The 16679-nt window shown below is 49.1% G+C and carries 12 protein-coding genes; 11 read left to right on the forward strand and 1 reads right to left on the reverse strand.

Features of this window, described 5'->3' with window-relative positions:
* Positions 1–188 precede the first annotated feature (188 nt).
* The 11 genes from smc to SHEWANA3_RS08300 all read left to right on the forward strand — a co-directional run bounded on the left by smc (position 189) and on the right by SHEWANA3_RS08300 (position 16094).
* The gene (smc, locus tag SHEWANA3_RS08250) at positions 189–3617 is read left to right on the forward strand and encodes a chromosome segregation protein SMC (RefSeq protein WP_011716612.1); all 3429 of its coding nucleotides are present in this window, start codon (positions 189–191) and stop codon (positions 3615–3617) included.
* Positions 3618–3643: 26 nt separating this feature from the next.
* Positions 3644–4684: a cell division protein ZipA gene (zipA, locus tag SHEWANA3_RS08255; protein WP_011716613.1), complete on the forward strand. Its 1041-nt coding sequence runs from the start codon at positions 3644–3646 to the stop codon at positions 4682–4684.
* A 98-nt stretch (positions 4685–4782) separates the two neighbouring features.
* Entirely contained in the window at positions 4783–6852 is a 2070-nt protein-coding gene (gene ligA, locus SHEWANA3_RS08260; protein ID WP_041412983.1) for an NAD-dependent DNA ligase LigA, read from the forward strand.
* Between the two features lie 231 nt (positions 6853–7083).
* Positions 7084–7572 (forward strand): DUF2919 domain-containing protein, encoded by a 489-nt coding sequence (locus SHEWANA3_RS08265; RefSeq protein WP_041412595.1) that lies wholly within the window; start codon positions 7084–7086, stop codon positions 7570–7572.
* Between the two features lie 210 nt (positions 7573–7782).
* The gene (locus SHEWANA3_RS08270; RefSeq protein WP_011716616.1) at positions 7783–8988 is read left to right on the forward strand and encodes an HD-GYP domain-containing protein; all 1206 of its coding nucleotides are present in this window, start codon (positions 7783–7785) and stop codon (positions 8986–8988) included.
* A 62-nt stretch (positions 8989–9050) separates the two neighbouring features.
* Entirely contained in the window at positions 9051–9902 is an 852-nt protein-coding gene (locus SHEWANA3_RS08275) for an SDR family oxidoreductase (RefSeq protein WP_049795943.1), read from the forward strand.
* Positions 9903–10032: 130 nt separating this feature from the next.
* Entirely contained in the window at positions 10033–10656 is a 624-nt protein-coding gene (locus SHEWANA3_RS08280) for a thiol:disulfide interchange protein DsbA/DsbL (RefSeq protein ID WP_041412596.1), read from the forward strand.
* Between the two features lie 712 nt (positions 10657–11368).
* Positions 11369–11635 (forward strand): DUF4212 domain-containing protein, encoded by a 267-nt coding sequence (locus SHEWANA3_RS08285; protein WP_011622295.1) that lies wholly within the window; start codon positions 11369–11371, stop codon positions 11633–11635.
* Positions 11636–11646: 11 nt separating this feature from the next.
* Complete coding sequence (locus tag SHEWANA3_RS08290) at positions 11647–13383, forward strand: sodium:solute symporter family protein (protein ID WP_011716619.1); 1737 nt, start codon at positions 11647–11649, stop codon at positions 13381–13383.
* A gap of 162 nt (positions 13384–13545) precedes the next feature.
* Complete coding sequence (locus tag SHEWANA3_RS08295; RefSeq protein WP_011716620.1) at positions 13546–15408, forward strand: DUF294 nucleotidyltransferase-like domain-containing protein; 1863 nt, start codon at positions 13546–13548, stop codon at positions 15406–15408.
* A complete protein-coding gene (locus SHEWANA3_RS08300; RefSeq protein ID WP_011716621.1) occupies positions 15408–16094 on the forward strand; it encodes an exonuclease domain-containing protein in 687 nt (228 codons plus the stop codon). The genes SHEWANA3_RS08295 and SHEWANA3_RS08300 overlap by 1 nt, the downstream gene beginning before the upstream one ends.
* Before the next feature lie 142 nt (positions 16095–16236).
* On the opposite strand, the gene SHEWANA3_RS08305 is transcribed toward SHEWANA3_RS08300, so the two are convergent.
* On the reverse strand, positions 16237–16662 hold the full coding sequence (locus tag SHEWANA3_RS08305; RefSeq protein WP_011716622.1) for a MarR family transcriptional regulator: 426 nt from the start codon (positions 16660–16662) through the stop codon (positions 16237–16239).
* Positions 16663–16679 lie beyond the last annotated feature (17 nt).

Raw genomic sequence — 16679 nt, forward strand, 5'->3', positions numbered from 1 at the left:
GTGATCAACTCGTCACGAGATGACAAGCTAAAAGCCATATGAATTCAATAAAAAGCGTTACAAAATACTGCCTGCTTTGCTAAAGTTGGCCTCAGAATTCTATGACACGACTCGGGCTAATATTGGCCTGCATCCCTATTAGTCATCGCCCTGATGGCTTTTTATACTGAGACGCGCTAACTGGCACCATGAGATTAAAACAAATAAAACTTGCCGGCTTTAAGTCGTTTGTCGATCCCACCAAAATTCCGTTTTTGCAGGCATTAAGCGCCATTATTGGCCCAAATGGCTGCGGTAAGTCCAACGTGATTGACGCCGTGCGTTGGGTGCTAGGCGAAAGTTCGGCAAAACATTTGCGTGGCGACTCCATGAGTGACGTGATTTTTAACGGCTCCAGCGCCCGTAAACCTGTGTCTGTGGCGGGCGTTGAGCTGGTGTTTGAAAATAAAGAGGGCCGCCTTGCGGGCCAATACGCCAGTTATGAAGAAATCTCGGTAAAACGTCAGGTGAGCCGTGACGGCGAGTCTTGGTATTTTCTCAATGGCCAAAAGTGCCGCCGTAAAGACATCACAGATCTATTTATGGGCACTGGGCTTGGGCCGCGCAGTTACGCCATTATCGAACAGGGCACTATTTCACGTTTAATCGAATCTAAACCCCAAGATTTACGTACTTTTATTGAAGAAGCGGCGGGAATTTCTCGCTATAAAGAGCGTCGGCGTGAAACGGAAAACCGTATCCGCCATACCCGTGAAAACTTGGAGCGTTTAGGGGATATTCGCAGCGAGTTAGCTAAACAACTGGAAAAACTCAGTCAGCAGGCCAAGGCGGCAAAACAATATCGTGAGCTGAAACAAGCTGAGCGTAAAACCCATGCCGAGCTGCTGGTGATGCGTTATCAAGAACTGCAGAGCCAAATGGCGAGTCTATCGGAGCAGATTAGCTCGCTCGAGCTGCAACAAGCTGCTGCCCAGTCCTTAGCGCAAACCGGCGAGTTAGAAAGCACCGAGCTGCAACTTAAACTTTCGCAGTTAGCCGAGCAGGAGCAGCAGGCGGTCGAAGCCTATTACCTGACCGGTACCGAAATCGCCAAGCTTGAGCAACAGTTACAGAGCCAAAAGCAGCGCGACGCCCAGCTGCATAATCAGCTTGAGCAGTTGAGTGAGCAAATCATTCAAAACCAAGCCAAATTAGCCGCTTACCAAGCCAGCTTTCAAGCGCTTGAGGCGGAGCTTAGCCAACTAGCGCCGCAACATGAGTTGCAGCAAGAAATGATGGATGAACTGCAAGCCCAGTGGGAGATGAGTGTTTCGCGCAGTGAGGCGCAAAGTGAAAGCGCCAGAGTGCTGGCGGCGGCCGTCGCTCAGCATAAGCTGCAATTAGAATTACATCGCAGCAAACTGGCTCATCAGCAGCAATTAAATGCCCATAAAACCCAGCTCCACCAAGAGCAACAACAAGAGTTGGCCTCGCTTAATGCGCATGCCCTCGAAGATAACAGCGCATCACTTAATGACGAGATTACCCAGTTAGAGCAAGCATTAGCTGAACAAGTTGAAATCAATCAAGGGTTTGAATCAACCTTGGCTGCCGTTACTCACACGTTAGATGTAGCACGCGGTGAGTTTGAGCAATTATCACAGCGTTTAACCTCGATGCGGGCACGCTTCGAACTGGTTGAACAATGGCTCGCGAAACAAGAAGAGTTAAGTGATAAGCCGCAGCTGTGGCAAAGCATTCAAGTCGAAAACGGCTGGGAAGCCGCAGCCGAACTGGCGCTGCAGGGATTGATGACGCTGCCCGTGGGTGTTAACGCCAACGAGATAGGGTTTTATGCCGATGCGGCCTTGTCGGCGGATGTGCATCTCGATGGCTCTCCCATCTTAGATGCTAAATTGAACCTTGCCCCTTGGCTTAAGGGACTCAAATGGGCCGATAATCTCGCCAGCGCGCAAGCACAGCTGCCGAGCTTGGCGGCCGATGAGCGAATCGTGACCGCCGACGGTTACTTGCTCGGCAAAGGTTTTTTGATTGCTAAACAAGACAATAGCCAATCTTTGGTGCAATTGAGTAAAGAGCAAACCCAGCTGAGCGAGGCCATCGCTGAGTGTGAGCAGGCGAAGGCCATACAGCAGGCAAAGCTCGATGAATTAGCGCAGCAATTAACTCAAGTGCGTGACAGCTTAAGCCAAGGCACCAAGCGCTTACACCAGTTACAGCTGGATAAAGCCACCAAATCTACCCAGCTTAATAACGCAGAAGCTCAGGCCAAACAGCGTGAAGCTAAACGGGGGCAACTAGCTGAAACCGTTGCCCGAACCCAGGCCGAGTTAGCCGAGCTTGCTGAGCAGTTAATGCTGCTTGCGGAGCAAGAGGATGAGCTGGCAGAGGCGCTAGAGGTAAGCCTTGAGCAGCAACAGCAACAAAGCCAAGATGCGCAAGGGGATATGGCCCGCCATCAAGCCCTGAAGGCTCAAATTGGTGATGCGGAGCGCCGTTTAGCGAGTCTCAATGCTAGTCTGCAATCGGTCACCACTCGGATGGCGGTGAGCACAGAACAAATTGAATTACAGCGGGTACGTGTCAGTGAATTAGTCCACTCAAAGGAAACACTGTCAGCCCAACTTGCCAACGTAGCGGCACAAGAGGGCGATCAGCAAACGGTACAGCTCAGCGAACAACTGGCGCAGTTACTCAATCAACAGCAGGGTCAGCAACAGGCACTTAAAAGCCTCAGGTCGCAACAAAGTTCGCTCACTGAAACGCTAAACAGTATAGGATTAAAGCAAAAACAAGAGCTTGGTAAGCTTGAGGGCTTGACTCAAAGCCTCAGCACGTTAAAGTTACGTCGTGAGGGATTAAAAGGGCAGGCTGATAGCCAATTGGCTGCACTGTCAGAGCAACAAATTGTGCTCGCCCAGATTGTCGATTCCCTGCCTGCGGATGGGCATCCCGACAAGTGGCAGCGTGATTTGGATCAGATCCGCCAAAAAATTATCCGCTTAGGGGCGATAAACCTCGCGGCGATCGAAGAATTCGAACAACAAAGTGAGCGAAAATCCTATTTGGATCATCAAGATGAAGATCTAAATAACGGTCTGGCCACCCTAGAGGAAGCCATTCGGAAAATCGATAAGGAGACCCGCACTCGCTTTAAGACCACATTTGATGCGGTAAACGAAGATCTAGGGCGTTTATTCCCTAAGGTATTCGGTGGCGGACGCGCGTATTTAGCGCTGACGGAAGACGATTTATTAGAAACGGGCGTGACCATCATGGCCCAGCCGCCAGGTAAGAAGAACAGTACAATCCATCTTCTTTCCGGTGGTGAAAAAGCCCTAACGGCTTTATCATTGGTATTCGCGATTTTCAGGTTGAATCCAGCTCCCTTCTGTATGTTAGACGAAGTGGATGCGCCCTTAGACGATGCCAACGTAGAACGATTCTGTCGATTATTGAAGGAAATGTCGCAGAGCGTACAGTTTATCTATATCAGCCATAACAAAATTACGATGGAGATGGCTGATCAACTTATCGGTGTGACTATGCATGAGCCGGGTGTATCCCGTATAGTCGCAGTAGATTTAGAGCAAGCGGTGGCAATGGCCGACGCTTGATAACTAGAAGAAAGACAGGGTAACCAATGGAAGATTTGCAACTAGTATTGTTCGTTTTAGGCGCCATAGCCATAGTTGCTGTGCTGGTGCATGGATTTTGGTCTATCAGAAGACAACAACCTAAGTCATTGAAAGATAGTCCAATGGGCAATTTCTATAAAAAGCAGGCCGAACGAGGCGAGGGTGCGCCTAAGCGTGTCGATGCCGATGGTTTCGACGCCGATGGGATAGGTGCCGTCAGAGTCCGTAAAGCGAATGAAGCCCATACCCCAGAGGCACCTGCGTTTAACCCTTACTTAAAGCAAGAAGCCAAAGCACAACCGCAACCCGTTGAACCCGTGCAAGTTGAACCTAAGCCGCTATTTAAGCAAGAGCCAAGCATGGCGCAGCCTGATTTTAGTCTGCAATCGCCCACGGCCAAAGAGCAACACCGCGGTCCTAAAGCATCACGCCAAGAGCCCGTATTACCAGGCCATTCTGCCAATTTAGCTCAAGCCCATGTAGGGCAATCCCATGCGGCCATGGTGGCGCAAAAAGCCGCCGAAGAACAACGTGCGCAGGTGCAAATGCCTACCCAAACCGCCCTGTTCGATGAGGAAGAGGCGTATGAAGAAGAGCAACCTCAAGTCGTTGAACAGCCAGATGATGATTTAGGCGAGCCTCGCGATGTATTAGTGCTGCACGTAGTGGCAAAGGAAGGTCAGCAGCTTAATGGCGCCGAATTGTTACCTTGCTTCTTAACCCTTAATTTTAAATATGGCGATATGAATATTTTCCACCGCCATGTGGATAATGCGGGTAATGGTAAGGTGTTGTTCTCCATTGCAAATATGGTAAAGCCTGGGTTTTTTGACCCAGATAATATGGAACAATTCAGCACCCAAGGTGTGGTGTTCTTTATGACCTTACCTTGCTACGGTGATGCGCTAATGAACTTCTCCATCATGCTTAACTCGGCGCGCCAATTGGCGGATGATATCGATGCGGTGGTGCTCGATGGTCAGCGTCAACCTTGGGGTGAGTTTACTAAGCAAGATTATTTACATCGCATTCGCGCAAACGCTTAATGCAACGCCGCGAGACCGCGGTGATAGACAGATGGGGCCGCTAAATGCGGCCTCATTTTTTGCAACTTTTTGATGCTTAAGAATTCTGGATAATGAATATGCAAGACATTCAACTCGATAAACGCCTATCTGAACTGCTTTCTCAAGCTGTCACGCCACACAATGCGCAGCCAATAATGCAGGCGCTCTGCCAATCTCTGAATGAACACAATATTCGTTACTATGTCGATGATGCGCCAAGCATTACCGACTCCGAATACGACAGATTAATGCAGCGTCTGAAACAGCTTGAGGCCGAGTATCCTCAGTTTGTTGCTGCCGACTCGCCCACCCAAAGAGTGGGCGGTATGGCACTGGCCAAGTTTGAGCAAATCACTCACCTTAAACCTATGTTAAGTCTCGATAATGCCTTCGATGAGGCAGACTTTAGCGCGTTTCATAAACGTGTCAGCGACAGAGTTGGCGAAGTGAGTTTTTGTTGTGAGCCGAAACTCGATGGTTTGGCGGTGAGTATTTTGTATCGCAATGGTGTGCTTGAGCGCGCTGCGACTCGGGGTGATGGTACCGTGGGCGAAGATATTACCGAAAACGTTAAAACCATTAAGTCGATTCCGCTCAAACTGCGCGGTGACAACTATCCCGAATTGGTCGAAGTGCGCGGCGAAGCCTTTATGCCCAAGGCGGCGTTTGAGGCGCTAAATGAGCGTGCACGCTTAAAGGATGAAAAACTGTTCGTCAATCCGCGTAATGCGGCGGCGGGCAGCTTACGTCAGCTCGACAGTAAAATTACCGCGTCACGGGCGCTGTCTTTTTATGCCTATGCCTTAGGCGTGGTGGAGCCGACTTCCCATGAGCTAGCTAAGACGCACTACGAGCAATTGCAGCAACTAAAATCTTGGGGGCTGCCAGTCAGCAGCGAGATCAAAGTCTGCGACGAACTCAGCCAAGTCTTTGCCTACTATCAAGATATATTGACTCGCCGCGCCGACTTACCCTTTGAGATCGATGGCGTGGTGATGAAGGTGAACGATATCGCCCAGCAGCAAACTTTAGGGTTTGTGGCCAAATCTCCCCGTTGGGCGATTGCCTATAAGTTCCCCGCACAGGAAGAAATGACCCTGCTCGAAGGCGTAGATTTTCAGGTCGGCCGCACTGGCGCAGTGACTCCAGTCGCGCGCTTAAAACCTGTGTTTGTCGGCGGCGTGACGGTATCGAACGCCACCTTACACAATGCCGATGAAATCGCTCGTTTAGGTGTAATGGTGGGTGATACTGTGATTATCCGCCGCGCCGGTGATGTGATCCCGCAAATTGTCGCCATAGTGCCCGAGCGTCGCCCAGAAGATGCTAAGGCGATTGCCTTCCCGCAACATTGCCCCGTTTGCGGCAGTTTGGTTGAGCGATTAGAAGGTGAAGCCGTGGCCCGTTGTAGCGGCGGCTTATTCTGTGAGGCGCAGCGTAAAGAGGCGATCAAGCATTTTGCCTCCCGCAAGGCATTAGATATCGACGGCATGGGCGATAAAATTGTCGAGCAGTTGATTGATAAGGAGCTGGTTCAAAGCCCGGCGGACTTATTTAAACTCACCGCCTCGATGATGACCATGCTCGACCGTATGGGAATTAAGTCGGCCACCAATCTTGCGCTGGCGATTGAAGCGGCTAAAACCACCACCTTGCCACGTTTCCTTTATGCCTTAGGCATTCGAGAGGTGGGGGAGACCACGGCGGCGAACCTGGCGACTCACTTTGGCAGCCTAGAGGCGCTGCGTGTAGCTACTATTGAGCAACTTATTCAAGTTGAAGATATTGGTGAAGTGGTTGCCCAGCATGTGGCGCATTTCTTTGCCCAGCCCCATAACCTAGAGGTGATCGATGCCTTGATTGCGGCTGGCGTCAACTGGCCTGCGATTGCAGCACCAAGCGCCGATGAGCAGCCGTTGAAGGGGCAGACTTGGGTGCTAACCGGCACCTTAAATCAACTCAACCGTAACGATGCTAAGGCGCAACTACAGGCCTTAGGCGCCAAAGTGGCGGGCAGTGTATCGAAAAATACCGATTGCTTAGTTGCGGGTGAAGCGGCGGGTTCTAAGCTTGCCAAAGCGCAGGAGCTTGGCGTGAAAGTGATTGGTGAAGATGAGTTGTTGGCTCTTCTAGCAGCAAATAGCTAACACGCTGCCGCTTCATTGATAAAGCCCTGCCTTGCGGGGCTTTTTTATGGCTAAGATATGGGGCCGTGGTTTGTGTGGTGAACTTGGCATAACACAACTTGAGCCTAGCAAACTTGAGCGTGACACTTAAACGTAACAAGCTTGCACGAATTATTCACACCAGCCATTGAATTTAGCCGTTACGCCACCATCTTGTTTATATTGCTTTAGTTTTTACTAAATGGATTGCGATTGAATTTTAGTCACATCACTTGGCTCGATGATAAAGGCCATATCAAACCACCGATTTTTTTATATGCCATCTTGGCTTTTCTCGCCCGTGGCTGGTGTATTTTTATTGCCTCTCTGACCCAAGCCAGTGATAGATCAGAATTAGTCAGGCTCTTCTATCCCGAAAAGTCTGACTTTTTACTCGCACTCGCGGCGGGGCTGGGCGCTGTGGTGCTCTATGTTGTGGTGCTGGCGGAGCGTCGCCGCTCGCCCTCTTGGCTACGCCCGGTGTTTGTCCAGCTTAAATGGGGATTGTGGATTTTATTATTACTCGATGCGACCTTACTCGCGCAGCGATTAATCCATGGGCAATTTTTATTCCATTGGAGTTTAGCCCTCGACGCCTTAGTGTTGTTCTGGTCAGGTTTGTATGTCTACAAGTCAAAACGTCTCAGCTATTACCTCGCCGATTGGCCGAAAGAGACTGTGACGTCGGTAAAAGAAGACTAAGGTCATCTCGTTGTAATTTCAGCTTTTTATCTAATATCTAATCACTGAGGGATAATTTGTGTGTACTATCCCTCAGTTTGATAAGCATTTTTTCACTTATAGCTTACTGATTTTGTTGAATCATCTATAGTTATATGTACTTAGCTTAAATGTGCGACCGAAGAAGCGAAAATTTGATGCGTCTTGCGTACATGAAAGGAGTCATATTGCGTGGCAAAAGCAGCCCAACGAAAACTATTACTTTCCGAACTTCAACTTGGCATGAGGGTCAAGTTGCCTTTGTCATGGACGAATCACCCTTTTTTATTTAACCGTGTGGATATCAGTAGTCCGGCTCACATTGAGATGATCCGCGGACTCGGTGTGCCCTATGTGTATCTGATCTCAGGCAGTAGTGATGAACTCGAATCGACGGATGAAGAGGAAAATGTCGAGGAGATTGAAGAAGCACCACCGGAGCGCGACTTAAAGGCCGATACCCGTAAGGCGATGCGTTTTAGCCAGAGGCGTTTTTTAGAGAGCGTTAACCAGTGCCGCAATGTGTATGGCAAAGTGGTGAGCGACCCAGAAGGCGCTTATCGCTTGTCGGCCGCCTTAGTAGAAGATTTACTCAGCCACCTGCAAGAGGTCGAGAAACCTTTCCTCACTTTGGTCGGAATGGATGAAAAAGATGTCAGTGTGACTCAACACGGCATCTCGGTAGCAGTATTAGCCATGATGATAGGTCAGGCACTCGACTTGCCGGCGCGGGATCTGCGCGATATTGCCTTGGGGAGCCTGTTCCACGATATAGGCAAACTCAAAGTCCCGGATGTGATCCGCCGTAAACGGGGCGCATTAACTCCCCATGAGGCCAATTACCTGCAAATGCACCCGAACTTTGGTTATGACATGCTGAATCGCTCGGGACTTTTCCCAAAGGAAGTGCTGAATATTGTATTGCATCACCATGAGTTTATTGATGGTTCAGGTTTTCCCGATGGACTCTCAGGGGCCAAAATCCCCATTACCACTCAAATAGTGAGTCTGGCGAACGATTACGATCAGCAGCTCAGTGGTGAGCAGGCGTCTTCACCGCAGGTGGCTTTAGGTTATTTATTTAAAAATCGTGCGAGTAAACATGCCGAATCCTTAATTGCGGTGTTGGTTAAGATTTTAGGTATCTATCCGCCGGGTACTATCGTCAAGTTATCCGACGACACTGTTGCTAAGGTGATCATGACCACCAAAGAGGTGAGTCAGCCGCAGGTGTGGGCCTGTAAGGAAGATGGCAGCGAGGCCTCGTTACGCTTTTTAAGTGATGAAGGGGTGACGGTACAAAAAACCATTCGCGCGGAAGAGTTAACCGAGGGCGCGATCCGCACCTTGCAAATGGATAAAGGCATTAGTTTTTATTTTAGCTCGTTCCAAGCTTGAATCACGCCACCTGAGTTCCGTATGCTATTGGCCGAAATACCTTGGGTTGTCGGTCAATGGAAATGGAGCTAAGAGTGGCAGATCAAAAAAGTGTTGCGGTTGTCGGTTGTGGTTGGTTTGGTTTTGCCCTCGCTAAGCAGTTAGTGCAAGCGGGTTACCGAGTCACTGGTGCTAAACGCCACGCAGAGGAGTTAGCACCTCTCACTGAGGCGGGGATCCATGGATTCCAACTGCAACTCGGGGATGAAGCCGATGTACTCCCAGATGCGCAGGCTTTAAAAGCCTTGTTTCAGACAGACTTTCTTGTCGTCAATATTCCTCCGCGCCTAAAACATGGCAATAGTGCCTATCTTCAAGAATTACAGCAGTTAATTGCGCTAACCCAGGGCTGGCACTATCAAGGCATAGTGTTTATCAGCACCACAGGCGTTTACCCTTCCCTCGATAAGTCGATGACCGAAGCGGATGCGCAGGCGGAATCGGCTTCATCACAGGTGTTATTGGATGCCGAAGCCTTATTTGCTCGCCAGCCGAATAGTTGCATTGTACGTTTTGCCGGCTTGGTTGGACCTAAACGTCATCCTGGTCGCTTCTTTGCCGGTAAAACCGATGTGTCGGGCGGCAATGTTGCGGTCAATCTGGTGCATTTGCAGGACTGCGTGACGGCGGTGAGCTTGATTATTGCTGCAAAGGCGAAGGGAGAGAAGGTTGCTGCTATCTATAATCTTTGTGCGCCAGAGCATCCTTCCAGAAGTGAATTTTATGTGGCTGCCGCCGAGTCCTTGGGATTAGTGGCGCCGCAATTTAATGAGCAGGTACAAGCCAGCAAAGTCATTCTAGGAGATGCGATAGTCCGCGAGCTGGGGTTTGAGTATCAGTTTGTTTCGCCCCTTGCAATGCTGACGGCCTGTTAGTGGGTGATTTAGCACCTATTGTTAACAAATGTTTAAGAACCTTAGCCATATTTTGAGGTATCTTAATGGCCTGTGCGTGTCGCAAACGACTTACGATTAAATGATGCAGTTACTAATAAGAAGAGAAAATATGAAAAGCCTAACTAATTTTGTTCGACCTTTGGCGGCGCTGGCCTGTGGATTGGTGTTAAGTGCGAGCTTTGCACTGCAGGCGGCGAGTTTTGAAGAAGGGAAGGATTATGTCACTGTCGCTGGGATCAACGAAGCACAAAAGCCTGTGCTGCGTGAGTTCTTCTCCTATAACTGCCCGCATTGCTACAAGCAGGAACCCTTTGTCGCTTCCACGGTAAAACTCTTAGGCAAGGATGTGGTCTTCGAGCGCACGCCGGTGGGCGCGGGACGTCCGGCGTGGGAGTTGAGTCAATTAGCCTATTTTGTTGCACAAAAGCTGAAAATGACCAAGCAAGTGCACGAAGCGATTTTTAAACAAATCCATGAAAAGGGTGAACAATTTACTCGCCCTGAACAGGTAAAAGCTTTCTTTGTGGCTCAGGGCGCGAAGGCCGATGATGTCGATGCGGCGATGAACTCTGTCGATGCGAAGTTTACTATGATGAATTACGACTCGCAGGCGGAATTATCGGGTATTAAGGGCGTGCCATCATTATTAGTCAATGGCCGCTATTTAGTGACGTCTAAGGTGCATACACCTGAAGAATTGGCCGAGCTGGTCAAATTCTTAGCCGCCAAATAAAAGGCTAATCACTGTGTTTATGGCTGCGTAAACTTATACCAATCACATTAAATATCTAATCAGTTCAGGGCCTCACAGGCATCTCAATCCAAGGCGCATTGACGAAGAAATGGTTATTCCCTTTTAAGTCAATGTAACACGGGAGTGAGATGCCTGTGAGGCTCCCGAAGGGCGGGGTTGAACGGGCTTTATACTGCGTTTAAGGCTTTCGACAGAGCGCCACTATGCCTTCAAGCCTTCGCCTTGTCTAAAGCCCGTTTAACTCCCGCTGAATGAACAGATATTTAATACGATTGGTATTACCCGCCGATCTGTTTTCCAATAACCCAGCTATGCTGGGTTATTTTTGCCATTTTGCTGAGGCATCTGAGCTGTAGCAATTGGGTTTATGACAACCAATTAACCCCAATGCAGTACGATATTTTGTTTATATCACAGCCAGTTACTGTTACCTATCGTCGTATCTTACTGTCATCTAGCACGTCATTTTGTCGGTTTCTAGCCTTAGGATCTTCGACATTGGTCTAAGCCGCTTAAAAAATAACTTTTGCATCAAGATGTAAAGTCATTGTTAACTTTATGATTTTAAATGCTATTCGATTTTTCCGGATGTGAGCCGCTTCGCAAATTAGACTAAGGTCTTGATTGTGGTCACTCCAGCTGTTGCTAGATTTAACAAGACTTAAAAATAAAACAGCACAGGGGAGTCGCTATGGCATTTGAAAACAACGATAAAGCAAAAGGTTACTGGAATGAGAATTTACGTCTCGTTTTAGGCCTATTGGCTATTTGGGCCGCAGTCTCATTCGGATGTGGCATTCTATTGGTTGATGTACTCAATGAAATCCATTTCATGGGCTTCAAGTTAGGTTTCTGGTTTGCTCAACAGGGATCTATGTATGTCTTTGTTGCGCTTATTTTTGTCTACGCGGCAAAAGCCAACGCCTTAGATAAAAAATATAACGTACAAGAAGACTAAGGAGAACGGAAATGGGTGTACAAGGATTAACTTATCTGATTGTGGGGCTGTCGTTCGCGCTCTACATTGGGATCGCGATTTGGTCCCGTGCGGGTTCGACTAAAGAGTTTTATGTTGCGGGTGGCGGTGTTCACCCTGTAGTGAACGGTATGGCGACTGCAGCCGACTGGATGTCAGCAGCATCCTTTATTTCGTTAGCGGGTATTGTCTCTTTCGTCGGTTACGACGGCAGTGTGTACCTGATGGGCTGGACGGGCGGTTACGTATTATTAGCCCTGTGTATGGCGCCGTACTTACGTAAATTTGGTAAGTTCACTGTGCCTGATTTCGTGGGTGAGCGTTACTACTCGCAAGCGGCGCGTACGGTCGCGGTTATTTGCGCTATCTTCATCTGCTTTACTTACATCGCGGGCCAAATGCGCGGTGTGGGCGTGGTTTTCTCGCGCTTCCTCGAAGTGGATGTGGACACTGGCGTGTATATCGGTATGGCTGTGGTGTTCTTCTACGCGGTGCTCGGCGGTATGAAGGGTATTACCTATACTCAGGTTGCCCAATACTGCGTACTGATTTTCGCCTTTATGGTGCCAGCAATCTTCTTATCTGTGATGATGACGGGTCATATCATTCCTCAAATTGGTTTCGGTGCTCAGTTACTTGATGCTGCGGGGAATAACTCTGGCGTTTATCTGTTAGAGAAACTGAACAATCTGTCTGTGGATTTAGGCTTTGCTCCTTATACCGATGGCTCTAAGAGCATGATCGACGTGTTCTGTATTACTGGCGCTTTGATGGTGGGTACTGCGGGCTTACCCCACGTTATCGTGCGTTTCTTTACTGTTCCTAAAGTGAAAGATGCGCGTGTATCAGCCGGTTGGGCGCTGGTGTTTATCGCCATCATGTACACCACAGTTCCTGCATTGGCGGCATTCTCTCGCGTCAATATGATCGAAACCATTAACGGTCCAGATCAAAAGGGTGTTGCCTATGAAACTGCGCCAGATTGGATCAAAAACTGGGAAAAAACCGGTCTGATCAAATGGGATGACAAAAACGGCGACGGCAAAATCTACTATGCCAAAGGCAAAATGGAAGATGCTGCTAGCCCTAACGAAATGAAGATCGACAACGACATCATCGTATTAGCAACGCCAGAAATCGCGAATCTGCCAGCTTGGGTTATCGCACTGGTAGCTGCGGGTGGTTTAGCAGCGGCGTTATCTACCTCTGCGGGTCTGTTACTGGTTATCTCGACTTCAGTATCACACGACTTACTGAAGAAGAACCTGATGCCAAATATCTCTGACAAGAAAGAGCTGATGTACGCTCGACTGGCAGCCGGTATCGGCATCGTGATTGCGGGTTACTTCGGGGTTAACCCACCAGGATTCGTGGCAGCGGTAGTGGCGTTCGCCTTTGGTCTGGCGGCATCCTCTCTGTTCCCAGCCATCATCATGGGTATCTTCTCTAAGACGATGAACAAAGAAGGTGCAATCGCAGGTATGGTTATCGGTCTACTGTTCACTGCGGGTTACATCATCTACTTCAAGTTTGTGGACCCAACAGCTAACGTGGCGGCTAACTGGTTCCTCGGTATTTCGCCAGAAGGTATCGGTATGGTCGGTATGGTGGTGAACTTTGCGGTGGCGGCTATCGTCTGTAAGGTGACCGCAGCGGCACCTGCCCATGTACAAGATATGGTTGAATCTATCCGTTTCCCTAAAGGGGCGGGAGAAGCGAGCAGCCATTAATCACTGCTGGGTTTAGCTAAGCTAAATTAAGATAAAAGGACGCATTAGCGTCCTTTTGTTTTAATGGGGTCAGCGCAAGCTTAAGGCTGACTTTAGTCGTATATGGCCCAACAATTGGGCGCGCTATAGTGGGATAAAATTCACCTAAAATAAGGTGTTGCTATGAACGCCAGCGAATTACAACCCGTTGTGCAGTTTTTAACATCCACAGCTCCCTTCGACACTTTGCCCAACGAGACCATTCTGCGTTGCGCTAAGTCGGTGACCGTTGGTTACTACAGTAAAGCCTCGGGGTTTGTGAAATTTGATGCCGATGCGCCGAAATTGTATCTGGTTCGCAGCGGCGCCTTTGAGGTGCGGGATCCCGAAGGGGTGCTAGTGGACAGGGTCGCTGAAGGGGAGTTTTTTGGCTTTTCGACGCTATTGTCTGGGGAGAAAGTGGTTAACCGGGTCGCTATTCTCGAAGACAGTTTGGTGTATCACCTACCGCAGGCATTGTTTGACCAACTGCGAAGCGAGAGTCGGCACTTTGATAAATTTTTTACCCGTGCCTTTGCCAAGCGTTTACGTCACGAGGCGAGGTTTAAGGCGAAAGATCTGACAACCACTAGTCGTATCAGTACCTTAATGTCATCTTCGCCAATTATGATCGACGCCCATGCCAGCGTCACGCAAGCCGCGCTCTTGATGCGTAACTCGCGGGTTTCGTCCTTATTGGTCACGGACAATCATAAGCTGGTGGGGATTTTAACCGATAAAGATCTGCGTAACCGGGTGCTCGCCGCGGGGCTTGATGGCCGAATTGCCGTGCATCAAGCTATGACCACATCGCCGATTTCGATTTCATCCAATGCATTGATTTTCGAGGCGATGTTATTGATGAGTGAGCATAACATTCATCACTTGCCGATCATCGATGAGCAAAATACTGAGGAAGTAAAAGCCATTGGCATGGTGACCAGTACCGACATTTTGCGCGGTCAAGGTTCGCAGCCCCTGCTGCTGATTGGTGAAATCGAGCGGCAGCGTGATCTCGCCAGCCTCATTAGCGTCAGTAAACAAATTCCCTTGTTATTGCAAAATTTAATCAGTGCCGATGCCAGAGCGGAGGAGATTGGTCGGGTATTGACCTCGGTCACCGATGCACTAACGCGGCGCTTGATTGTGTTAAATCAGCAAATTCTCGGTGAGGCGCCGATGGCGTTTTGCTGGTTAGCCTTTGGCTCGCAAGGGCGACAAGACCAAGCTGCTTGTTCGGATCAAGATAACGGCTTGCTGGTGGCCGAAGAAATGGACGACTACGCCAAAGGCTATTTCGATGCCTTGACCCATGCAGTTTGCGCAGGGCTGGATCAATGCGGTTATGCTTTTTGTCCCGGTAATATCATGGCGCAAAACCCCCTGTGGCGGATGTCACTCAACGAATGGCAGCAGGTCTTTGAAAAGTGGGTGGTCACGCCAGAACCTAAGGCATTGATGCATGCCAGTATTTTCTTCGATATGCGTTCAGTCTTTGGCCCGCAATCCCTGTTCGATGCCCTACAGGACAAAGTGCTGGCACAAACCAAAGACAATGATATTTTCCTTGCGGGGATGACGGGCAATTCCCTCGTCGAGTCGCCGCCCTTAGGCTTTTTTCGAAAATTTGTGTTAGAGCGCGATGGCAGTGAGGTAAAAGGCATTGATTTAAAACATAAAGGAAATGCGTTAATCAACGATATCGCCCGCGTGTATGCGTTGTCGGCTGGGATTAAGGAAGTGAATACCGCCAAACGAATTCGGGCGCTGATGGACGCCAATATTCTCAATCGTAAGGATGCGCTTAATTTGGCCGATGCCCATGAATTTATTGCCCATATGCGTTTATCGAATCAAGGCTACCAACATACGCAGGGGCTTAAGATCAGCAATTATTTGTTACCCGGCCATCTATCTTCTTTGGTGAGGCATCAACTGCGGGATGCGTTTAAGGTGGTCCATGATGCCCAGTCGGGGATGAAGATGAAATTTATGCGGAGCTTTTAATGGGGCCTTGGTGGGTGAACGTTAAGCTGCGCTGGCGTGCGCTACGCTGCCAGCATCGGCTATTTAAGGATTATTACCAATCCTTAGTGCCGCTGTTGGAGTTACCCATTAGTCGGGCGCCCTTAATTGCGATGGATTTGGAGATGACAGGCCTCAACCCTTTACAGGACCAAATCTTAAGTATTGGGCTAGTGCCGATTGAAAATGGGGCGATTCCCTTGATGGGCGCGCAGCAAAAACTGGTGCAAATACAGGGTAGTGTAGGGCAGAGTGCGACCATCCATGGGATCCTCGATAATCATTTAACCGAGGCGGTGACGATTGAAGAGGCGATGGCATGGTTTGTGGCTCAAACCCGTGGTCATGTATTGGTCGCGCACCATTCCCCCCTCGATTGCCGTTTCTTACAGCAAGATATCTTGTCGATTTATCATCAAGCGATTGTACTGCCTGCGATTGATACTCTACTGCTGGAAAAACACCGTTTGCTACGCGAACACTCAGTGCTTAAAGAAGGCAGCTTAAGGCTTGGGGCATGCCGAGAACGGTATGGATTGCCGATATATGGCGCCCACAGCGCCCTGACTGACGCACTGGCCTGCGGCGAACTGTTATTGGCGCAGGTGGCAAGCATGGGCGGCGCCGATGAGCTAAAGGTGGGGGAATTGTTAGCTTACTCACGCTAAACGGTGTGTTAGCGCACTAAAGGCTGCGTTTGATCGCCTCTACGCCGAAATCTCTTCTTAGATTGAATTTCTAAATCTGATGCATGTCGTTAGAATTGAGAGCTCACAAAAGGAGGCTTTAAAAGCGTGCTAATTCGGCTCGCTAGTCTTTCGATAAATCTGCTTCTAATTCAAGACATAAGCGACGTAATTCCTCGATACGCTCAGCATTCATATTGGAGCGAGCCACCAATTTCTCCGTAAGTTGAGTCGCTTCTTCCTGTAATTGTCGGCCCTTATCGGTGAGGGAAATGACCTTTTTACGTTCATCCAACTCGGATAAATTACGGGTGAGTAATCCTTTTGACTCCAAGCGTTTAACGATTGGCGTTAAGGTGCTGGGATCTAAACGCGTGTCGTTAGACAATTCTTTGAGGCTGACGTCGTTCACGTACCAAAGTGAGTGCATCACTATGTACTGGGGGTAGGTGAGATCATACTCGTCAAGGATGGGACGAAAGGCTCGCACTAATGAGTTGGTCGCCGAATACAGTGCAAAGCATACGTTGTCTGATAATTTTTGAGCCATAAAGCGTACCCAGAATA

This window comes from Shewanella sp. ANA-3, from assembly GCF_000203935.1.
Classification (GTDB): Bacteria; Pseudomonadota; Gammaproteobacteria; order Enterobacterales; family Shewanellaceae; genus Shewanella.